This window comes from Prescottella sp. D32 (assembly GCF_037287305.1).
Lineage (GTDB): Bacteria > Actinomycetota > Actinomycetes > Mycobacteriales > Mycobacteriaceae > Prescottella > Prescottella equi.
This window is the reverse complement of the sequence record NZ_JARBSW010000001.1, coordinates 849,413-870,197: the sequence shown is the minus strand read 5'-3', so window position 1 is coordinate 870,197 and position 20,785 is coordinate 849,413. Positions and strand designations below refer to the sequence as shown.

The following is a 20,785-nucleotide window of genomic DNA, read 5'->3' as shown; positions in this document are numbered from 1 at the left end:
CACCTATTCCCACTCGCTGTAACGTGTTCTAGTGTGACCCAGGGCACTCCACAAGAGCGAGGATGAACTGATGACCGACTACGACAAACTCTTCATCGGCGGACGATGGGTCGCGCCGGCCACCGACCAGCGGTTGGAGGTGTTCTCCCCCGCCACCGAGGAGCGCGTCGGCAGTGTTCCCGTCGCCGCACCCGCGGACATCGACGCCGCCGTCGCCGCGGCCCGGGCCGCGTTCGAGTCCGGCGCATGGGCCGAGACCACCCCGGCCCAGCGCGGCGAGATCCTGGCCAAGGCCGCCAAGCTCATCGAGGAGCGCAGCGCCGAACTGATCTCCACCATCTCCGACGAGATGGGCGCGCCGGCGTCCGGCGTCGAGACGATGCAGAAGATCATGTCGCTGGCGACCCTCAACTACTACGCGAACCTGGCGAACGAGTTCGCGTGGGAGGAGACCCGCAACGGCGCGTTCGGGCAGACCAAGGTCTACCGCGAGCCGGTCGGTGTCGTCGGCGCCGTCGTGGCGTGGAACGTTCCCCTGTTCCTCGCCGTGAACAAGCTGGCCCCGGCCCTGCTCGCAGGTTGCACCGTGGTGCTCAAGCCGGCGCCGGAGACCCCGCTCAACGCGAACATGCTCGCCGACATCTTCACCGAGGCCGGTCTGCCCGAGGGCGTCCTGTCGGTGGTTCCGGGCGGCGCCGAGACCGGCGAGTACCTCGTCTCGCACCCGGACATCGACAAGGTCACCTTCACCGGCAGCACCGCCGTGGGCCGCAAGATCGGCGCCATCGCCGCCGAGCAGCTCAAGCGCTGCTCGCTCGAGCTCGGCGGCAAGTCCGCCGCGATCCTGCTCGAGGACATGGACGTTGCCGCGACCATGCCGATGCTGGTGATGTCGGGCCTGATGAACACCGGTCAGGCGTGCGTCGGCCAGACCCGCATCCTCGCGCCGCGTTCGCGCTACGACGAGATCATCGAGGCCATGGTCCAGTTCGCCGGGTTCATGCCCGTCGGCATGCCGGACGATCCGGGCGCCCAGCTCGGCCCGATCATCACCGAGAAGCAACGCGACAAGGTCCTCGGCTACATCGAGAAGGGCAAGGCCGAGGGTGCGCGCGTCGTGCTCGGCGGCGGTGTCCCGGCCGGACTGGAGAAGGGCTGGTTCGTCGAGCCGACCATCTTCGCCGACGTCGACAACTCGATGACGATCGCCCGCGAGGAGATCTTCGGACCCGTGCTGGCGGTGATTCCGTACGACACCGTCGACGAGGCCGTGAAGATCGCGAACGACTCGGACTACGGCCTGGCCGGTTCGGTGTACACCACCGACATCGAGAAGGGTCTCGAGGTCGCCAAGCAGATCCGCACCGGCACGTACGCGATCAACTGGTACGCGTTCGATCCGGGTTCGCCGTTCGGCGGCTACAAGAACTCCGGCATCGGCCGCGAGAGCGGCCCCGAGGGACTCGAGGCGTACTGCGAGCTCAAGTCCGTCCTGATGCCCCCCGGCTACACCGGCTAGAAGGCACCGCTTCCCCGTCGGGCGCGGCTCTCGATCACGTCGAGGCCGCGCCCGACGCGGTTCACCCGGCCGGGTCGCGTCGCGCCGCATAGCCTGAGGCGATGGCGACGTCCCCAGAGAGGACCGGCGGCGGCGAGAGCACCCTCACCGTCGTCGTGGCGTTCGCGGCCAATGCCCTGATCGCGCTCGCGAAGTCGGTGGCCGCGGTGATCACCGGATCGGCGTCGATGGTCGCGGAGGCCACCCACTCGTGGGCCGACACCGGCAACGAGGTCCTGCTGCTGGTGGCCGACCGCCGCGCCCGCAAGGCGCCCGACCACGCGCATCCCCTGGGATTCGGGCGCGAAGCCTACATCTGGTCGCTGTTCGCGGCGCTCGGGTTGTTCGCCGTCGGCGCCGGAGTGTCCATCACGCACGGCATCCAGGAACTGGCGCACCCGGAGCCGGCGAGCGACTTCGGCGTCGCGTACGCGGTGCTCGGCATCGCGTTCGTCCTCGAGGCGATCTCGTTCCGGCAGGCGTTCAAGCAGTTGCGCGGCGAGGCGCACGACGCGCACCGCGATGTCCTCGAACACGCGCTGCTGACGTCGGATCCGACGGTGCGGGCCGTGTTCGCCGAGGACGCCGCCGCGCTGATCGGCCTGGTGATCGCCTTCGCGGGTGTGCTCGCGCACCAGCTCACCGGCTCGCCGATCCCCGACGCGATCGGTTCCATCGCGGTCGGTGTCCTGCTCGGCGTCATCGCGCTCGTTCTGCTCGACCGCAATCGACGCTTCCTCGTCGGCGAGCCCGGCACCCCGGAACTGCGGACGCAGGCGATCAGGAAACTGCTCACCTACGACGAGGTCGAACGGGTGACCTACCTGCGCATGGAGTTCCTGGGCCCGCACCAGGTGTACCTAGTGGCGAGCGTCGACCTCGTCGGGGACTACGCCGAATCCCGCATCGCACACACCCTGCGGGCGCTCGAGGACCGGATCACCGGCGAGACCTCCGCGGTCCGCCGGGCGGTGCTCACGCTCTCGACAGCGGAGGAACCGGACCTCACCGTCTGATCGTCTGACGAGGCCCGCCGCCGCGAGTAGAACTGGAAGGAGCGTGGCCGAAACGGACGGAGCAGCCGTGGATCCTCCCGACAGTGCGACGTCGCGAGACGCGGAGACGAGCGGCCGCCTCGAACCCGTCCTGCCGGAGCGGCTCGGCTACCGGATCAAGTGCCGGCTCCTCGGCCCGCCGCTGACCAGCGCCCGCCTGCACCAGGAGCGGCTGTCGAAGACCACCGCGCTGGGAGTGCTCTCCCCCGACTGCATCTCGTCGTCGGCATACGGTCCGGAGCAGGTACTCATCGAACTGCTGCCGTTCGCCGCGCTCGCCGCGTTCACGCTGCTGCTGCCGATCACCGGCGTCATCCTCGTCATCCTGCTGTTGCTGACACTGTCGTACCGGCAGGTGGTGATGCTCTACACGCACGCCGGTGGCTCCTATGTGGTGGCGCGGGACAACTTCGGTCCCAGAACCGCGCAGATCGCGGCGGTCGCGCTGCTGATCGACTACGTCGTGACCGTCGCGGTCCAGTCCGCAGCCGGCACCGTCGCGGTCGTGTCCGCGGTCCCGGCACTCGGCCCGTACAGCCTCGAGATCACCATCGGCGCCGTACTGCTGCTCGCGTACGGCAACCTGCGCGGGCTCAAGGAAGCCGGACGCGCCTTCGCCTTCCCGATGTACTTCTTCGCCGCGTCGATCGGGGTGGTGATCGTGGTCGGCGTGATCCAGGCGCTCACCGGCAATCTCGATCGGATCGACCCGACGACGCTCGACGGCACCGTCGACATCGCACACGGCGACGGCCTCGTGATGGGCGCGACGGTGCTGGTGATCCTGCGCGCCTTCGCGAACGGCGGCACATCGCTCACCGGTCTCGAAGCGATCAGCAACGGCGTCAGCGCATTCCAGAAGCCCGAGGGCGTCAACGCGCGTCGGGCGCTGGTGATCATGGCGTCGATCCTCGCGTTCCTGGTCTCCGGGGTGTCACTGCTCGCGTATCTGACGCACGCAACCCCGTACGCGGCCGGCTACCCGTCGGTGATCAGCCAGGAGGCGCGGATCGTCTTCGGCTCGGGCGCACTCGGCAACGTCCTGTTCATCGTGGTGCAGGCCGCGACCGCGCTGATCCTGTTCACCGGCGCCAACACGAGTTTCAACGGTTTCCCGTTCCTCGCCAGTTTCGTCGCCGACGACGCCTTCCTCCCCCGCCAACTCCGCCGACGCGGCCACCGTCTGGTGTTCTCGAACGCCATCATCACACTCACCGCCATCGCGATCGTCCTGCTGATCGCCACCGACGCCAAGGTCAACTCGCTGGTGCCGTTCTACGCCATCGGCGTCTTCACCGGCTTCACGATGGCCGGACTCGGCATGGCTCGGCACTACCAGCGGGAGAAGGGCCGCAACTGGCGGCGCAACATGACGCTCAACCTGGCGGCCGGGATCACGTCGGCGATCGTGGTGGGCATCTTCGCGATCGCGAAGTTCACCGAGGGCGCGTGGGTCGTCGTGATCGTGTTCCCGACCCTCGTGTACGTGCTGATCCGGCTCAACCGCGAATACCGCGAGGAGGCAGCCGAACTGCGAGAACTCGGCGACGCCGAGGCCGACGCGGAGGCCGTCTACTCACACCACATCGTCATCGTGATGGTCGACGCCTTCGACCTCGCGACGATCGAGGCACTGCGCTACGGGCGCAGCCTGCGGCCCAGCGAACTGCGAGCCGTGCACTTCGTCCTCGACGACGCCCACGCCGCGCACCTCAAACGCGAGTGGGAGGCCAGCGATCTCGAAGTGCCGCTCGAACTGATCGAATGCCCCGATCGGCGCCTCGGCCACGCCACGCTCGAGATGATCGCCCGCGCCGGCGCGCCGCGCACCGAGATCAGCATCCTGCTACCGCGCCGCATCTACCGAGCACCGCTGGGCCGGGTCCTGCACGACCGCACGGCCGACCACATCGCCCGGATCGTCAGCGACCTCCCGCACGCCGTGGCGATCATCGTCCCCTACGACACCTCGAGCCGCCGCGGCGTACTGCGTTCCCCGCCCCCGCCGCCCGCCTCGAGCTGAAGGGTCCGTTCATGCGCTGCGAGCGTACGAACGGACCCTTCAGCTCTCGGGGCCCAGTGCCGCTAGCTGCCCGCACCGCCGCCGACGGACCCGAGCAGCGGGAGCAGGCTCGCGAGGTCGACGCCGGCCTCGAGCGCGGTACTCCCGAAGGTCAGGGCCGGCGACAGGCTGCCGATGCCGTCCGGCACGATCAGCACCTGCATCGACACGCCGACGTTGCTCGGATCCAGCACCGAGTTCCAACCGCCGCAGGTACCCAGGTAGATGTAGACGCCCTCGGCGACCTGGACGGTCTTCGAATTGCTGTTCGGCCCGGGGCTGATCAGGTTGTTGCTCGCTGCCGGACCGAGATGCAGATTGGGCGACGTCATGATCGAGATCAATTTGCCGTAGTCCTTGGCGTTGAACGCGATGAAGGCGTCGAGACCCTGCTGTCCGTCGAGCAGCGCCGACGTACACGTGGTTTCGCTGAACGCACCCACGGCCTTCTTCGGGTTGGTGAGCGTCAACTCGACGTTCTTACCGTTGAAATCACCCTGCGCGGTCTCCAACGTCGGACCGTCGTACCGGTCGGCCGCGACCGCCGTCCCGGTTCCCGCCGCGAGACCCAGCACCAGCGCGGCCGAAGCCACCACGCCCCCGGCAACCTTCTTCATCCTGCGAACGTTCACGTGTCCCCTCCCATGTCGGATGTGACATTCCGCCGCCGCCGCACAAGTGCGACGATCGGCATCATCCTGACTCGAGAGGCGCTGCGGCGGAGCCGAATCGGGGGCAGTTCCGACTATTCGGCCGTTTACCGGTTGCCGCGGAAGCCGAGGAACTTCCGGGCATACGGGACCAGTCGGGTGACCGGCACGGTGCGCGGCCACGCGTCGGGGCGGAAGTAGGCGTCCGAACCGCCGTCCACGAAGACGACGCTGCCGCACAGGAAGTTCGCGGCGTCGGACAGCATGAACACCACCCAGTCCGCGAGCTGACCCGCATCGCCGAAGCCGCCGACCGGAACGGGGAAACGCTTGATCATCTTGGCCTCGGCGGGCGTCGCCAACTGCTTCTCGAGCAGCGGCGTCATGATCGCGCCGGGCGCGAGAACGTTGAGCCGGATTCCGGCGCCCGCCCAGTCGCGGGTCACCGCGTTCCGGCGCACCCAACGAGAGACGGCGATCTTCGAACCGGCGTACATCATCGGCGCCGCACCCTTACCGAACAGCCGCACCGAGCGGGCGGCCTTCGCGACGTCACGGGCCAGCAGGGCCCGGACCGTGCGTCCGGGCACGGCGGGCGTCGTGGTCGTCGAGTTACTGCCGAAGACAACTACTTTGGCACTGCCCGACGCGGCCAGCGCGGTACGCCATCCGTCGAGCAGTTCGACGACACCCAGGTAGTTCACGGACGCGATCAGCTGCAGCTTCTCGGCACCGGGCAGCGGCCCCACCCCCGCCGCGAGGACCGCGCCGTCGAGTGTGCCGCCTGCCCGCGACAACACGTCGCGGATCGCCTGCCTACGCCCGGCTTCGGTCGACAGGTCCGCGACGACGTCGGCGCCCTGGATGTCGACACCGATGACGGTGTGCCCCGCCGCCGTCAGCTTGTCCACCACCGCCCGTCCCATGCCCGACGCCGAACCGGTGACCGCATAGACGCCCATGTACGCCCTCCCCACACGGCGACGCACGAACACCGAGGACCGTCCTCGGCGGGGCTGCCACCAAGATCGACACGGTACGCCCACACCCGCAAAAGCTGAAGGGTCCGTTCGTGCGCTGTCAGCGCATGAACGGACCCTTCAGCTGGAATCCCGGACTCAGATGTACATCGCCGGATCGATGTACGACGTCGGATCGACCAGCTGCTCGTGCTGCTTGCGCGGCCGCACCGACGCCGGGATACCCGTCGCGATGTGGTCCGACGGCACGTCGCGGGTGACGACGGCGTTGGCGCCGATCGCGCTGTCGTCGCCGATCAGCAGCGGCCCGAGGACCTTTGCGCCCGCGCCGATCGTGACCCGATTGCCGATCGTGGGGTGCCGCTTGGCCTTCGCGAGCGACCGACCGCCGAGCGTGACGCCGTGGTAGATCATGACGTCGTCGCCGATCTCCGTGGTCTCCCCGATCACGACACCCATGCCGTGGTCGATGAAGAACCGCCGCCCGATCGTCGCGCCCGGATGAATCTCGACGCCCGTGAGGAACCGGGTGAACTGGGCCAGCACTCGGGCCGGGCCCCGCAGAGCGGGCTTGGCCCACATGCGGTGCGCCACCCGGTGCGACCAGATGGCGTGCAGTCCCGAGTAGACGACGGCGTTCTCGGCGTTGCTGCGCGCGGCCGGATCCTGGCCTCTTGCTGCCTGGAGATCCTCCCGGATCGTGCGCAGGACACTCACAATTCTCAGCCTCGGATGTGCTCGAAGAGCGGGGTGGAGATGTAGCGCTCACCGAAATCGCACACCACGGCGACGATCAGCTTGCCGGCGTTCTCGGGACGCTTGGCCAGCTCGAGAGCCGCCCACACGATGGCGCCCGACGAGATGCCGCCGAGGATGCCTTCCTGCGTGCCGAGGTCGCGCGCCACGCGGATCGCGTCGTCGAACTCGACGTCGACGATCTCGTCGTAGATCTCGCGGTCGAGGACGTCGGGCACGAAGTTGGCGCCGATGCCCTGGATCTTGTGCGGGCCGGGCTGACCGCCGTTGAGGATCGGCGAGTCGGCCGGCTCGACGCCGACGATCTTGACGTCGGGGTTGTACTTGCGCAGGGTGCGGCCGGCGCCGGTGATGGTGCCGCCGGTGCCGATGCCCGCGACGAAGATGTCGACGTTGCCGTCGGTGTCGGCCCAGATCTCCTCGCCCGTGGTGCGCGCGTGGATCTCGGGGTTGGCGGCGTTCGCGAACTGCCGCGCCAGGACGGCGTTCTCGTTCTGCGCGACGATCTCCTCGGCCTTCGCGACCGCACCGGCCATCCCCTCGGAGCCGGGGGTCAGGACGATCTCGGCGCCGAAGGCGCGCAGCATGACGCGACGTTCGGTGGACATCGTCTCGGGCATCGTCAGGATGACCTTGTAGCCGCGGGCCGCACCGACCATGGCGAGCGCGATACCGGTGTTGCCCGAGGTGCCCTCGACGATCGTGCCGCCCGGCTTCAGTTCACCGGACGCTTCGGCGGCGTCGATGATCGCGACGCCGATGCGGTCCTTGACGCTGTTGGCCGGGTTGTAGAACTCGAGCTTCGTCACGACCTGGGCGTCGAGGCCCTCGGTGAGACGGTTCAGGCGCACCAACGGGGTGCGTCCGACCAGCTCGGTGACGTTGTTGTAGATCCCCATGCCGGATCCTCCTCGCGGCCACGTCGGCAGCCGGGTCGATGTCTGTTGCTGTCAGGTTGGTTTATTGCACCATCATGCCGTGAACGGAACTCCACCGGGTCCACACAGGTACGAACGTATACGCACGTCGACGATATTCCGTGGCTCCGTCCTCCCACCATCGCCCCCGAAACGACGAATGTCACATCGGTTCAGTCGAACTGAACCGATGTGACATTCGGTCGAAGCAAGAGGCGATCAGCCCAGGCGCTGCTTCAGGGCCTCGAACTCGTCGCGGATACCCGACGGCACCTTCTCGCCGAGGAAGTCGAGCCACTCCTCGATGAGCGGGATCTCGGCCTTCCACTCCTCGACGTCCACGGCCAGGGCCTCCTCGACGTCAGCGGCGTCGACGTCCAGGCCGTCCAGCGTGAGGTCGGCAGCCGTCGGCACGAGACCGATCGGGGTGCTGACGGCGTCCGCCTTGTGCTCGATGCGGTCGATGATCCACTTGAGCACGCGGGAGTTCTCACCGAAACCGGGCCACAGGAAGCGGCCGTCCTCGCCGCGACGGAACCAGTTCACGTAGAAGATCTTGGGGAGCTTCTCCGAGTCGGCGTTCTTGCCGAGGTTGATCCAGTGGTTCAGGTAGTCGCCGGCGTTGTAGCCGAGGAACGGCAGCATCGCCATCGGGTCGCGGCGCACGGCGCCGACCTTGCCCTCGGCGGCAGCGGTCTGCTCGGACGACAGCGTCGCACCGAGGAAGGTGCCGTGCTGCCAGTCGAAGGACTCGCTGACCAGCGGAACCGTCGTCTTACGACGTCCACCGAACAGGATCGCCGAGATCGGCACACCCTGCGGGTCGTCCCACTCGGGAGCCAGGATCGGGCACTGCGACATCGGGGTGCAGTAACGCGAGTTCGGGTGGGCGGCGTTGGTGCCGGACTCGGGGGTCCAGTCGTTGCCCTTCCAGTCGATCAGGTGCGCGGGGGTGTCCTCGAGACCCTCCCACCACACGTCACCGTCGTCGGTCAGGCCGACGTTGGTGTACAGGGTGTTGCCCGCCTCGACCGTCTTCATGGCGTTGGGGTTGGAGCCGTGGTTGGTGCCCGGCGCGACGCCGAAGAAACCGAACTCCGGGTTGACGGCGTACAGGCGGCCGTCCTCACCGAAGCGCATCCACGCGATGTCGTCACCGAGGGTCTCGGCGCGCCAGCCCGGGATGGTCGGCTGGATCATCGCGAGGTTGGTCTTGCCGCACGCCGACGGGAACGCGGCCGCGACGTAGTAGTTCTTGTTCTCCGGCGAGATCAGCTTGAGGATGAGCATGTGCTCGGCCAGCCAGCCCTCGTCGTGGGCCATCGCCGACGCGATGCGCAGCGAGTAGCACTTCTTGCCGAGCAGCGCGTTGCCGCCGTATCCGGAGCCGTAGCTCCAGATCTCACGGGTCTCGGGGAAGTGGGTGATGTACTTGGTGTCGTTGCACGGCCACGGCACATCGGCCTGGCCCTCGGCGAGCGGCGCACCCACGGAGTGCAGGGCCTTGACGAACGGACGGTCCGTGCCCATCTTCTCGAGCGCGGCCTTGCCCATGCGGGTCATGATGCGCATGGAGACGACGACGTACTCGGAGTCGGTGATCTCGACGCCCAGCTTCGGGTCCTCGGCACCGAGGGGGCCCATGCAGAAGGGCACCACGTACATGGTGCGACCACGCATGCTGCCGCGGTACAGATCCGTCATGAGAGCCCGCATCTCGGCCGGGTCCATCCAGTTGTTGGTGGGGCCGGCGTCGATCTGCTTCTCGGAGCAGATGTAGGTGCGGGACTCGACGCGCGCGACGTCGGACGGATCGGAGTTGCCGAGGAACGAGTTCGGCTTCTTCTCCTCGTTGAGACGGGTGAACGTCCCGGCCTCGACGAGCTGATCCGTCAGGCGCTCCCACTCCTCGTCGGAGCCGTCGGCGAAGACGACCCGGTCGGGCTGGGTCAGCTCGGCAACCTCGCGAACCCAAGCGAGCAGCTCGCTGTGCTCCGTGGGGGGCGTGCCGTCAGTTCCGTTCAGACCGGGAATGGTCGCTGAGGTCATCAAACTCTCCTGGGGTGGGGCCGGGAACCGGAGCGACCACATCAGCCCCGCACATCGCGGGGCTGAGAGGTTGAACCGATTTCCCCCTCTCGGCGGGGTGCAGCCCGCCCACTCCGTCCCGCCCACGTACGTCACCGCGGACAACGAACGAAGGACACGGGTGCCGGGTGTCCTAGCTATAGAGGTTAACGCCGGGCGTCCGTGTTGGGGGAACCGGGTGTCGTCGGTTAGGTCACAGGAACGATTCAGACGGTGCAGCCCGGCCGTACCCGGCCGGAACCTGCGGGTTTACGCCCCTCCGAGGGTGCCCGAATCGGTGCGTTCCCACCGTTCGCGGCCGTCGGCGTCCCGATGGAACTCCCAGGCCGAGAACTCACCGTCCCCCTCGACGATCGTCACGTGGTCGGCATCGCCGTCACCGTCCGTGTCGGTTGCGACGACGAGGGCGTCGTCCACCTCGAACGTGCGGGTGTCGAGCACCCCGTCGTCGTCGATGTCGAAGACGGCATCGGTGAGGGGCACCGCCGGCGAGTCGGCGCCGAACGTGTCGGGGTCGATCTCCGGTCCGGGCATTCCCTGCAGGTCCGCTGTGCTGATCACGTTGTCTCCTCCGCAATGGCCGTACAACAGTCGTCACGGCGTTGGACGCGGCACCGGCCCGTTCGGTTCCCTCGTCGTGCCGACCGCGACCCGGCCCTCGAGAACGCGGCCCTCGAGTGCCGCGAGCGCCTCGACCAGCGCGCCGTGGTCGCGCTCGCACGACGCCAGCCGTCCGCTGCGCTGGGCCGCGACCCGTCTGATCTCGGCATCGACGGCCGCGATCTCGGCGTCGACGGCCGCTGTCGCGGCGCGGCCGTCGGCCAGCACCCGCTGCCCCACCGCGGCTTCCGTCTCGAGCAGACGAGCGAGCACCCGCTGTTCGAGCTGTGCACGCAGGCCGGTGGTGGCGTCCGCGGCCCACTGCCGCAGGTGCGCCCGATCGGCGAGGTGCCGGCGGGAGCGGGCGAGCCACCATGCGGCCGCTCCGCCCAGGGTGAGGGTGACGGGGATGGTCGCGATGTCTAGGGCCGGCACCATCGACAGCGGCGCCACCGCCAGCCGGCCGAGTCCCACCCCCGCCGAGGCGCCGACGATCACCATCATCCGGTCCTCCACCCCACGGTGCCGCGGCTCCGGCGCCGACACCGAGACTTCCGTGGGCTCGGGCGGACGGACCGGCGGATGCGTCAGCCCGGCCCGCACGACGAGATCGTCGAGCCGATGCCCCACGACCGTGTCCACCTCGGCGGTGAGCGCGTCGGCGAGCTGCGCGAAGCGGTCGGGGTACGTCGCCAGCTCGCGGCGGCCGGCCCGGTCGATCTCGGAGCGCACCAGCGTCGACAACTCCCGGATGCGCACGCCCACCGTGTGCACCAGTTCGATCCGCGCACGCTGGACGTCGGAGCGAACCAGCGCCGACAGTTCCGCCCGGTCGCCCCCGCGGTTCGACGTCAGCCGGGTCCGTCGCTGCCTCAGCGGGGCAATGTCGTCGGCGCGGACCGACTCGGCGGTCGTGGTGATCATCCGGCACGTCTCCTCGACGAGGGACAGCGCGGCGCGGCGCCGGTTCCGTTCGACGATCACACCCGGGGGTGCATCGAGCGCGGCCCGCACCGCCCCGTGCAGTTCGGCGCCGTTCAGGATCCGGGCGTCGGCGTACCGCGGCGAGTGTGCCCGCAGCAGCGCCTCGTCACGCTCGCGCAGCGCCCAGGGCGCGTCCGTCGGCGTCGTGAACAGAACGCGCTCGACGTGCGCGCCGACGACGTCGAGCGCGGACAACTCGTCGCGACCGAGCACGGACAGCGCGTCCAGGACGAACACCACCGCCGCCGCATCGCCCGGCCGGTCGGTGACCGGCACGTGCGCGGCCAGGCCGTCCCGGACACCGGTCGCGTCGAGGCCCGGCACCGTCGTCACGTGGACCGTCCGGGCGCCGCCCCCGCTCTCCCGCCACCGGTCGATGCCGGCCGGGTTCCAGCGCTCGACGATCCGCCGCGCCTCGGGGGTGAGCCCGGGGACGACGTTCATCGGCGCGTCCCCGCGGCGACGGCCCGACGCGTCCCGGCCCGATGCTGCGCCTGTTCCCGCCGCCGCCGGTCGCCGGCACGGTCGCCGCCGAGCACTGCCGCGGCCTCCGCCGCCGCGAACACCGCCGGATCGGACCGGAGGAAGGCCTCGATCCCGTCACGGGCCGGGCCGTGCACGTCCCGCGCGGCGGCCACGGCGAGGGCGTCGAGCGTCTCCCGGACCCGGCGGGCCCGCACCACCCGGACACAGTCCTCGACCGCCGTCACCAGCGCGCCGGCATCGGCGGATGCGCTCGTCGGGATCACCCGCACGCCGGTCTTCGCGGCGGCCGAGGCGGCTGCGCGCACCGCGTCGTCCCGCGACCCGAGGGCGTCCGCCTTGGCGAGCACGGCGACCGTCGACCCGCGGGGCGCGTTCGTGAGGACCCGCATGTCGGGGGTGCGCAGGGCACCGGTGAAGACGTGAACCACGACGTCGGGGCCGATGTCCGGGTCGGGCCGCCCCGGCGCGTCCACGGCCGGGGCCTCGGCGACGTTCGTGCACCCGGATCGTTCGAGCAGCGAGACCAGCGTGCTGCGACCGACCCCGGCACGGCCCAGCACCTGGATGCCGATGGGTGAACTCAACTCGTCGAGCGCGCGAGTGGGCACGCCCACGACGTCGCCGACCGACCGTGTGAACGCCTCGAACTCGTCCGCCCCGTACCCGTCCCCCACCGCGCATTCCTCCCCTGATGTCCCCCGACCCGGATGCCGATCCGGATCCCGATTGTGGCAGTGCGGCGATTTCGACGGCAAGGGTGCGTGAACTCACGGAATGCGGCCGAGGAGGAGCGACTACCAGCAGGAACGCACTCGCCGGGGGCAGCGCGAGGCAGAAGTCGATCAAAGAGTCCATAGTATCTGCCGACCGAGTCGGCCCGTGATCACGCCGATACGTGACAATGGTCGGGTGAACGACGCCGATCAGGACACTCCCGACACCTCGAACGACGACCTCGAGACCCTCGACATCTCCGCCGCGGACGACGCAGTCGACTCCGACGACTCTGCCGGCGCATCGAAGGGCTCGCGTCTGTACCCGCGGGTGACGAGTTTCCGCTCCCGCCGCGGCTCGCTCACCACCCCGCAGCAGGACGCCTGGGACCGCATGTGGCCGAAGATCGGCCGCGACGTCGGCGACGATCTGATCGACACCACCGCGTGGTTCGAGCGCGACGCGCCGTTGATCGTCGAGATCGGTTCCGGCACCGGCACCGCGACCGCCGCGATGGCCAAGGCCGAGCCGCACGTGAACCTGATCGCGGTCGAGGTCTACCGCCCCGGTCTGGCGCAGCTGTTGCAGCTCGTCGAGCGGAACGAACTCACGAACGTGCGGGTGCTGCGCGGCGACGCCGTCGAGGTGCTCGAGCACATGGTTGCGCCCGAGTCGCTCACGGGTGTGCGCGTGTTCTTCCCGGATCCGTGGCCCAAGGCCCGCCACCACAAGCGACGGCTGCTGCAGGGCCCGACGTTCGCGCTGATCGCGAGCCGGTTGAAGCCGGGCGGAGTGCTGCACGTGGCCACCGATCACGCCGAGTACGCCGAGGCGATCCGGGAAGCCGGCGACGCCGAGCCGCTGCTCACCGAGCTCGACTGGGAGTCGCCGATGACCCACGAGCGTCCGGTGACGAAGTTCGAGGACAAGGCGCACAGGGTCGGAAGCACGATCAACGAACTCATCTGGGGGAAGATCAAGCCATGAGTCTCAGCGAAGGCACATCCGGTACCGATCTGGCACGCGGCTCCGCCGACGGCGGAGGGCGTGACGTCCAGGAGCACAAGCGCGTGCTCCTCGTCTGGGACGCCCCGAACCTCGACATGGGCCTGGGCGCGATCCTGGGCGGACGTCCCACGGCCGCCTACCGCCCCCGGTTCGACGCCCTGGGCCGGTGGCTGCTCTCGCGGACGGCCGAGCTCTCGGCCACCGAGACCGCCACCCTCGAGCCCGAAGCCACCGTCTTCACCAACATCGCCCCAGGTAGCGCGGATGTCGTCCGCCCCTGGGTCGAGGCCTTGCGTAATGTGGGTTTCGCGGTGTTCGCCAAGCCGAAGGTGGAGGAGGACAGCGACGTCGATGCCGACATGCTCCACCACATCGAGCTCCGCCGTGGTGAGGGTCTGGCCGGTGTCATGGTCGCCTCCGCCGACGGTCAGGCGTTCCGTGAGCCGTTGGAGGACATCGCAGCAGCCGGCGTGCCGGTGCAGGTTCTCGGGTTCCGCGAGCACGCCAGCTGGGCGGTCTCGTCCGACATCCTGGACTTCGTCGATCTCGAGGACATCCCCGGCGTCTTCCGTGAGCCGCTCCCACGGGTGAGCCTCGAGTCCCTTCCCGACGAGGGCGCCTGGCTGCAGCCGTTCCGTCCACTGTCTGCCCTGCTCGTCGGGCGCTGAGGAGTCCATACGTGTTCGCTCGCTGGGGAGATCTGGTCTACCGAGCCCGCTTCACCGTCATCGCGGTGATGGTGGCCGGGCTGTTGGCGCTGGGCGCCTACGGCTCGGGTGTCGGTTCCCACCTCAGTCAGAGCGGCTGGGACGATCCCGGCTCCGAATCGGTGGCCGCCGCGAAGCTCGCGGACGGCACGTTCGGCCGCGACACCAACGGCGACGTCGTGGCGATGTACACGGCACCCGAGGGCAAGACGGTCGACGACCCGGCGTTCGCGGCTCAGGTCTCCGACAGCTTGCAGCGACTGTTGCAGGAGCATCCGGATCAGGTCGCGAAGGTCAACGGCAGCTTTTTCCAGCTGCCGAACACCCCGCGCCTGCCGGCGATGGCCACGGCGGACCGGACGCACGCGATCGCGAGTATCGCGCTGAAGGGCGACGACGACACCGCGATCACCAACAACTTCCGGGAGATCAAGGACGCCTTCGCGATCGACGGCGTCGAGGTGCAGCTCGCCGGCATGCAGCCGGTCGCCTCCGCCATCAACGACACGATGGCCAACGACCTGCACCGCATGGAGATCATCGCGATCCCCGCGGTCGCGGTGCTGTTGTTCTTCGTGTTCGGCGGTGTCATCGCCGCCGCGCTACCGCTGGTCGTCGGCGGCCTGACCATCCTCGGTGCCAACGGCATCGTCCGGGTGATCACCCACTTCACCGACGTCAACGCGTTCGTCGCGTCGGTGGTGTCGTTGATCGGTCTGGGTCTGGCGATCGACTACGGGCTGTTCATCGTCAGCCGGTTCCGTGAGGAACTCGGCGACGGTTACGACACGCGGACCGCGGTGCGCCGCAGTGTGATGACCGCGGGTCGAACGGTCCTGTTCTCCGCGACGATGATCGCGGTGAGCCTCGGCGGACTGATCCTCTTCCCGCAGGGCTTCCTCAAGTCCGTCGCCTACGGCGCGATCGCCACCGTCCTGTTGGCGGCGTTCACATCGGTGACCGTGCTGCCCGCGATCCTGAGCATCCTCGGCAGACGCATCGACAAATTCGGCCTCAAACGGTTCGGGCAGATCAAGTCGACCGAGGAGATCGAGAACAGCATCTGGGGTCGACTCACCCGCTGGGTGATGCGCAACCCGCTGAAGGTGACGATCCCGATCGTCGTCGGACTGTTGTTGCTCATCATCCCGATGACGGGCATCAAGTTCGGTGGCATCAACGAGGACTATCTGCCGCCGGACAACACGACGCGCGTGGCGCAGGAGCAGTTCGACGAACTGTTCCCCGGCAACCGCACCGAACCCGTGAAACTCGTCATCGACGGCGCCCAGGGCACGCAGGTCGGCCAGATCCTCAAGACCGCGAGCGAGGCCCCCGGCCTGGTCGAGAAGTTCACGATCACGGGTCCCGCGAAGGACGGCGTCCAGGTCCTCAAGGCCGGGCTGGTCGATCGCAACAACTCCGCGGAAACCATCGACTACCTGCGCTCGATGCCCGTTCCCGACGGCGTCCAGGTCCTGGTCGGCGGCACGCCCGCGATCGAGCAGGACAGCATCAGCGCTCTGCTCGACAATCTGCCCCTGATGGTCGCCTCCGTCCTGATCGTCACCACGCTGCTGATGTTCCTGGCGTTCGGTTCGATCGTGCTGCCCATCAAGGCCGTGTTGATGAGCGCGCTCGGCCTGGGCTCGACACTCGGCATCCTGACGTGGATCTTCATCGACGGCCACGGCGCCGACGCGCTGGGCTTCACGCCCGGACCGATCACCTCACCGGTGTTGGTGCTGATCGTGGCGATCATCTACGGCTTGTCGATCGACTACGAGGTGTTCCTGCTCTCCCGCATGGTCGAGGCCAGATCGCAGGGAGCCTCCACCACCGAGGCCATCCGGATCGGCACCGCGCACACCGGACGCATCATCACCGCGGCCGCGTTGATCCTCATCGTCGTCACCGGCGCGTTCGGCTTCTCCGAGCTGGTGATGATGAAGTACATCGCGTACGGCATGATCGCCGCGCTGATCATCGACGCGACGCTGATCCGGATGTTCCTGGTGCCGGCCGTCATGAAACTGCTCGGCGACGACTGTTGGTGGGCACCCGTCTGGATGAAGCGCATACAGCAGAAGATCGGACTCGGCGAGCCGATCCTCGACAGTGAACTGTCCGGAGACGACGTTCCCGATCTGACGGCCACCGACGCGCCGGTCCCGGCGCCCACGGAGGCGGCGGGCGCTCCGGCGATCGCGCCGCGCGGCGCGGCCACCGCCGTCGCCGATCGGGTTCCGGAGCCGGAACCGCTTACGATGCCGCTCCCCCGCGTCACCGCCGCTCCGCGTGCCCGTTCGGTGTCCCAGCGGCCTGCCCCCGACCGCCCGGAACCGGCACCCAAGCCCGACGTGCGTTCGAAGCCCGACGTGCGCCCGAAGCCCGACGTGCGCCCGAAGCCCGATGTGCGGCCGCGGGCCGAGGCGCCCGTCTCCCGCGCCGACGGCGAAGAAGTCGCGTGGCTCGCGGCGCTCCGGGCCCCGAACACGGCGGCGATGCCGGCAGTGCAGGTGCCGCCGCAGCCGGAGAAGACACCGACCGAGAACTCGGCAGCGCCACGGTCCGAGACACCGGCGGAGTCCGGCCCCGACGAGGCCGATCCGGAGAACCCCGGTCGGCATCGCAGCGGCGACAAGGCCGTCAGCGTCAGCGAGCTCCTGGCCCGCCACCGCGACGACGACTGATCAGCCCAACATCCTGCGCAGCGTGGTGCCGAACGGGTAGCGCGCGGTGATCGAGCCGAAACGCACCCGTCCGCGCACGACGAGGTGCAGCGGGCCGTACGGGGGGCCGGTGCGGACCTTGTTCGACACCGAACCGCCGACGGTGTCGATGGCGTTGAGATCGGCCGTCGCCTGGTCCGGCAGGACGAGTGTGACCGATCCGCAGAAGTCGTCGACGGTGAGGTGGACCACCTGGGTCTGCATGACGGCCTCGGTGAAGTCGAGGGTCGTGCTGCCCATCCGCGAGTCGAGGACCAACGCGGGCGGGACCTGCCAGCGTCCCTTGCGGGTCACGGTCGACATGCGACCTCGGATCACCAGCGGCTGCGCCGCCGGGTAGCCGCCGATCCCGGGCGGCGGAGCCACTTCCGGTGACGGTGCGGGCGCCGGAGGGGCCGGGGGAATCTGCCCGGGCACCGGATAGCCGCCGGCCACGTAGCCCGGATCGATCTGCATGCCCGGAAGATCCACGAGGACGGCGTTGAGTTCCCCGCGTGTCTTCGCGGCGAGGGCCGTGTCCATGCGCTCGGTGAACTCTCCGAGGGAGAGCATTCCCTGCCCCACCGCGCGCTGGAGCAGGGCACCGACGTGTTCACGCTCGGCATCGGACACTCGAAGATCTCTCGCCTCCATGCGCACCACGATAAATCAGTCGGGCGGGCGCGCATCTCCGGCGCTCGGCGGACCGTCCTCCTCGTCGGGCGTGGCGGGGAACATCGGGATCGACGGGTCGGCGCCGGTGAGGGATTCGTAGACCTCCTCGGCCTCGTCCGTGTCGCCGGCGCACAGCGACCGGATCGCAGTGTTGAGGAAGGCCACGATCGGCACGGCGAGCAGACCGCCGACGATTCCGGCGAGCACGATGCCCGTGGTGATGGCCAGCACCACGGCGAGCGGATGCAGACGAACGGCACGGCCGAGGAGCAGCGGCTGCAGGACGTGCCCCTCCAGCTGCATGATGCCGACGATGATGCCCAGCACGATCAGCGCGGTGAGCAGTCCCTTCGTGACGAGCGCGACGAGTACCGCGAGGAATCCGGTCACGAAGGCACCGACGATGGGGATGAACGCGCCGACGAAGACGAGCGACGCGAGCGGTAGCGCGAGTGGGACGCCGAGAATCGCGAGTCCGGCACCGATGCCGATCGCGTCCACTGCGGCGACCGCGACGGTCGCGCGGGTGTAGTGGACCAGCGAATTGAAGCCCTGGCGCCCGGCCAGCCGAACTCGGCCGCGGGTGTTCTTCGGGATGATCCGGGTGACGAACTCCCACACCTGATTGCCGCCGTAGAGGAAGAACACGAGGGTGAACAGCGTGAGGAAGGCGCCCGCGAAGATCTCGCCGATCACGGTCGCGGTGGTGAGCGCACCGCTGGTGAGGGCTTCCTGGTTGGACTGGATGGCCTTGACGACGTTGTCGCCCGCGTGCCGGATCTGGTCCTCGCTGAAGTGCAGTGGGCCTTGGGTCAGCCACTCCTGCGCCTTGGTGACGCTCGTCGTGAACTGGTCGCTGAGGTCGGGCAGACCCTCGACGAACTGCTGCACGACGAAGGACAGGATCGCGCCGACGATGCCGATCGTGCCGACGACGGCGACCAGCACCGCGGCGGATCGCGGGACCCCGCGCCGGTGCAGGTTGTCGACGGCGGGCATGAGGAACGCCGCGAACAGGAGCGCGAGCGCGACCGGGATGACGACGGACTCGAGCTTGGAGACGACGTATCCCAGCGCGAGCAGCCCGGCGAACAGGACGAGCAGGCGCCACGTCCAGGCGGCGCCGACGCGGACGAGTGGGTGCACGGACTCCGCCGAGCCCTGCTGCGCTGTGGCCTCCCCCGGCCGGCTGTCGCTCACCGCGCGAGCCTATCCGGACCTGCGCCGCCGACGGCGGAGAAACGACCGCCGACCGCGGCAACCGTGTGCGCTGCCGAGTCGCGAACTATGTCCCGCTAAATTATGAGATCGTGTGGGCCTCGTACCGAGCAGTGACGCTGACGATTCGTAGTCGTTGGCCTCTCTACATGCTCTCGATGGCCGGGGCGAACCTGATCGGCGCCGTGCTGGTGTTCGCCTTCGTCCGCTACGGCATTCCGATCCCGGAGTCGGCGGACATCATCAACGACCATGTCCGCAACTTCGCGGTCTTCAGTGTCTATCTCGTGTTCGCCGGACTGGTCAGCCTCACCGCGGCGGCGATGATGCTGCGATCGGTGATCCGGTGGCAGCTGCGCGGCGGCCCGCCGACGCGGGCCGAACAGATGGCGGCGCTGCACGCACCGCTGCGCCAGGCCATCGTGCATCTGGTGCTGTGGTTCCTCGGCGGCGTGATCTTCGTGTTCCTCACGGTCGAGGAGATGCCGGAGCTGGCGATCGCCGTCATCGTCACGGTCGGGATGGCCGCCACCACCACGTTCGGCTTCACGTACATGCTCGGCGAGCGGATCCTGCGTCCGGTCGCCGCGCAGGCCCTCAGCGAAGGCCAGTTCGACCGGACGATGGCTCCCGGTGTGGGCACCCGCATGGCGATGACGTGGGGCCTGGGCACGCTGATGCCGGTGATCGGCATCATCCTGCTGTGCGTCACGCAGCTGACGACCGACCTGGAGTTCGCGCCGAGCGCGCTCGCGTGGGCGATCCTGCTGCTGTCGATCATGGCGATCGGGCAGGCCTTCGCGTTGTCGATGCTGACGGCGAGCCAGATCTCGGATCCGATCCGGCAGCTGCGGCGCGCGATCGAACGGGCGCAGCGGGGCGAGACGGACGTCCGCGTCGAGGTGTTCGACGGCTCCGAGATCGGGCGCCTGCAGGTGGGCTTCAACCGGATGATGCGCGAGGCCGACGAGCGACGCCTACTGCGCGAGTTGTTCGGTCAGCACGTCGGCGAGGACGTCGCCCGGCGTGCGCTGCAGTTCGGCACCGAACTGGGCGGCGAGACCCGCTTCGTTGCGGTGCTGTTCGTCGACATGGTCGGCTCGACGGGCGCGGCCGCGGAGCGCCCGCCCAGCGAGGTCGTCGAATTGCTCAACGAGTTCTTCCGCGTCGTCGTCGACGTCGTCGACCGGCACCACGGCTTCGTCAACAAGTTCATGGGCGATGCGGCGCTCGCGATCTTCGGCGCCCCGCTCGACCGGCCCGACGCCCCCACCGCGGCGCTCGCCGCGGCCCGCGAGCTGCGGTTCGCGCTCAACGAGATCACCGGCCTCGACATCGGTATCGGCGTGTCCGCGGGACTGGCGGTCGCGGGCAACATCGGTGCGGCCGAGCGTTTCGAGTACACCGTGATCGGTGATCCGGTGAACGAGGCGTCGCGTCTGACCGAGCTCGCGAAGCTGCGGCCCAGCCGTGTTCTCGCGTCGACCAGCGCACTGTACTTCGCGGACGACGAGGAGCAGGCGCACTGGGAACTGGGCGATCAGGTGCAGCTGCGGGGTCGTCGGCGCAACACCCACCTGGCATGGCCGGTGTTGTATCCGGAGTGACGTGAGGAA

General features: G+C 68.9%; 17 protein-coding genes. 7 read left to right on the top strand and 10 right to left on the bottom strand.

Going from position 1 to position 20,785, the window contains the following annotated elements; all coding sequences use genetic code 11:
- Positions 1 to 70: 70 nt before the first annotated feature.
- From PSS76_RS03960 to PSS76_RS03950, 3 genes are all read left to right on the top strand, one after another.
- Positions 71 to 1,519 carry an aldehyde dehydrogenase gene (locus PSS76_RS03960; RefSeq protein WP_013417244.1) on the top strand — a complete coding sequence of 483 codons (1,449 nt, stop codon included), beginning with the start codon at positions 71 to 73 and terminating at the stop codon, positions 1,517 to 1,519.
- A gap of 101 nt (positions 1,520 to 1,620) precedes the next feature.
- On the top strand, positions 1,621 to 2,574 hold the full coding sequence (locus PSS76_RS03955; RefSeq protein ID WP_064076581.1) for a cation diffusion facilitator family transporter: 954 nt from the start codon (positions 1,621 to 1,623) through the stop codon (positions 2,572 to 2,574).
- A gap of 130 nt (positions 2,575 to 2,704) precedes the next feature.
- Complete coding sequence (locus PSS76_RS03950; RefSeq protein ID WP_317047816.1) at positions 2,705 to 4,636, top strand: APC family permease; 1,932 nt, start codon at positions 2,705 to 2,707, stop codon at positions 4,634 to 4,636.
- 62 nt (positions 4,637 to 4,698) lie between these two features.
- Here PSS76_RS03950 and PSS76_RS03945 read toward each other — a convergent pair whose 3' ends face one another.
- The 8 genes from PSS76_RS03945 to PSS76_RS03910 all read right to left on the bottom strand — a co-directional run bounded on the left by PSS76_RS03945 (position 4,699) and on the right by PSS76_RS03910 (position 12,810).
- Positions 4,699 to 5,307, bottom strand: a complete 609-nt coding sequence (locus PSS76_RS03945) for a hypothetical protein (protein ID WP_013417247.1) — start codon at positions 5,305 to 5,307, stop codon at positions 4,699 to 4,701.
- A gap of 125 nt (positions 5,308 to 5,432) precedes the next feature.
- Positions 5,433 to 6,287: an SDR family oxidoreductase gene (locus tag PSS76_RS03940; RefSeq protein WP_084845900.1), complete on the bottom strand. Its 855-nt coding sequence runs from the start codon at positions 6,285 to 6,287 to the stop codon at positions 5,433 to 5,435.
- Between the two features lie 156 nt (positions 6,288 to 6,443).
- Entirely contained in the window at positions 6,444 to 7,022 is a 579-nt protein-coding gene (gene epsC, locus PSS76_RS03935) for a serine O-acetyltransferase EpsC (RefSeq protein WP_005517529.1), read from the bottom strand.
- A 5-nt stretch (positions 7,023 to 7,027) separates the two neighbouring features.
- Positions 7,028 to 7,960 carry a cysteine synthase A gene (cysK, locus tag PSS76_RS03930; protein ID WP_005517527.1) on the bottom strand — a complete coding sequence of 311 codons (933 nt, stop codon included), beginning with the start codon at positions 7,958 to 7,960 and terminating at the stop codon, positions 7,028 to 7,030.
- Between the two features lie 237 nt (positions 7,961 to 8,197).
- The gene (locus PSS76_RS03925; RefSeq protein ID WP_337455862.1) at positions 8,198 to 10,027 is read right to left on the bottom strand and encodes a phosphoenolpyruvate carboxykinase (GTP); all 1,830 of its coding nucleotides are present in this window, start codon (positions 10,025 to 10,027) and stop codon (positions 8,198 to 8,200) included.
- A gap of 288 nt (positions 10,028 to 10,315) precedes the next feature.
- Positions 10,316 to 10,627, bottom strand: coding sequence for a DUF6802 family protein (locus tag PSS76_RS03920; RefSeq protein ID WP_064076210.1), 312 nt, complete (start codon positions 10,625 to 10,627; stop codon positions 10,316 to 10,318).
- A gap of 33 nt (positions 10,628 to 10,660) precedes the next feature.
- On the bottom strand, positions 10,661 to 12,094 hold the full coding sequence (locus PSS76_RS03915) for a hypothetical protein (protein ID WP_337455861.1): 1,434 nt from the start codon (positions 12,092 to 12,094) through the stop codon (positions 10,661 to 10,663).
- Complete coding sequence (locus tag PSS76_RS03910) at positions 12,091 to 12,810, bottom strand: hypothetical protein (protein WP_337455859.1); 720 nt, start codon at positions 12,808 to 12,810, stop codon at positions 12,091 to 12,093. The genes PSS76_RS03915 and PSS76_RS03910 overlap by 4 nt, the downstream gene beginning before the upstream one ends.
- A gap of 295 nt (positions 12,811 to 13,105) precedes the next feature.
- On the opposite strand from PSS76_RS03910, the gene trmB reads away from it, so the two are divergent.
- The 3 genes from trmB to PSS76_RS03895 are packed head-to-tail and all read left to right on the top strand — an operon-like array spanning position 13,106 to position 17,258.
- On the top strand, positions 13,106 to 13,837 hold the full coding sequence (gene trmB, locus PSS76_RS03905; protein ID WP_044991460.1) for a tRNA (guanosine(46)-N7)-methyltransferase TrmB: 732 nt from the start codon (positions 13,106 to 13,108) through the stop codon (positions 13,835 to 13,837).
- Positions 13,834 to 14,526: an NYN domain-containing protein gene (locus PSS76_RS03900; RefSeq protein WP_005517516.1), complete on the top strand. Its 693-nt coding sequence runs from the start codon at positions 13,834 to 13,836 to the stop codon at positions 14,524 to 14,526. The genes trmB and PSS76_RS03900 overlap by 4 nt, the downstream gene beginning before the upstream one ends.
- Positions 14,527 to 14,537: 11 nt before the next feature.
- Positions 14,538 to 17,258, top strand: a complete 2,721-nt coding sequence (locus PSS76_RS03895; protein WP_337455858.1) for an MMPL family transporter — start codon at positions 14,538 to 14,540, stop codon at positions 17,256 to 17,258.
- Here PSS76_RS03895 and PSS76_RS03890 read toward each other — a convergent pair whose 3' ends face one another.
- Positions 17,259 to 17,930 carry a DUF1707 SHOCT-like domain-containing protein gene (locus tag PSS76_RS03890; protein WP_041674448.1) on the bottom strand — a complete coding sequence of 224 codons (672 nt, stop codon included), beginning with the start codon at positions 17,928 to 17,930 and terminating at the stop codon, positions 17,259 to 17,261.
- A gap of 15 nt (positions 17,931 to 17,945) precedes the next feature.
- Positions 17,946 to 19,151, bottom strand: coding sequence for an AI-2E family transporter (locus PSS76_RS03885; RefSeq protein WP_005517505.1), 1,206 nt, complete (start codon positions 19,149 to 19,151; stop codon positions 17,946 to 17,948).
- Between the two features lie 167 nt (positions 19,152 to 19,318).
- Here PSS76_RS03885 and PSS76_RS03880 point away from each other — a divergent pair, with 167 nt between their 5' ends.
- Positions 19,319 to 20,776, top strand: coding sequence for an adenylate/guanylate cyclase domain-containing protein (locus PSS76_RS03880; protein ID WP_005517504.1), 1,458 nt, complete (start codon positions 19,319 to 19,321; stop codon positions 20,774 to 20,776).
- The last annotated feature ends 9 nt before the right edge of the window (positions 20,777 to 20,785 follow it).

Coding starts and splice junctions, on each gene's coding strand:
- PSS76_RS03960 (WP_013417244.1), top strand. CDS start 71: ATGACCGACTACGACAAACTCTTCATCGGCGGACGATGGGTCGCGCCG.
- PSS76_RS03955 (WP_064076581.1), top strand. CDS start 1,621: ATGGCGACGTCCCCAGAGAGGACCGGCGGCGGCGAGAGCACCCTCACC.
- PSS76_RS03940 (WP_084845900.1), bottom strand. CDS start 6,287: ATGGGCGTCTATGCGGTCACCGGTTCGGCGTCGGGCATGGGACGGGCG.
- cysK (WP_005517527.1), bottom strand. CDS start 7,960: ATGGGGATCTACAACAACGTCACCGAGCTGGTCGGACGCACCCCGTTG.
- PSS76_RS03925 (WP_337455862.1), bottom strand. CDS start 10,027: ATGACCTCAGCGACCATTCCCGGTCTGAACGGAACTGACGGCACGCCC.
- PSS76_RS03915 (WP_337455861.1), bottom strand. CDS start 12,094: ATGAACGTCGTCCCCGGGCTCACCCCCGAGGCGCGGCGGATCGTCGAG.
- PSS76_RS03900 (WP_005517516.1), top strand. CDS start 13,834: ATGAGTCTCAGCGAAGGCACATCCGGTACCGATCTGGCACGCGGCTCC.
- PSS76_RS03890 (WP_041674448.1), bottom strand. CDS start 17,930: ATGGAGGCGAGAGATCTTCGAGTGTCCGATGCCGAGCGTGAACACGTC.
- PSS76_RS03880 (WP_005517504.1), top strand. CDS start 19,319: ATGCTCTCGATGGCCGGGGCGAACCTGATCGGCGCCGTGCTGGTGTTC.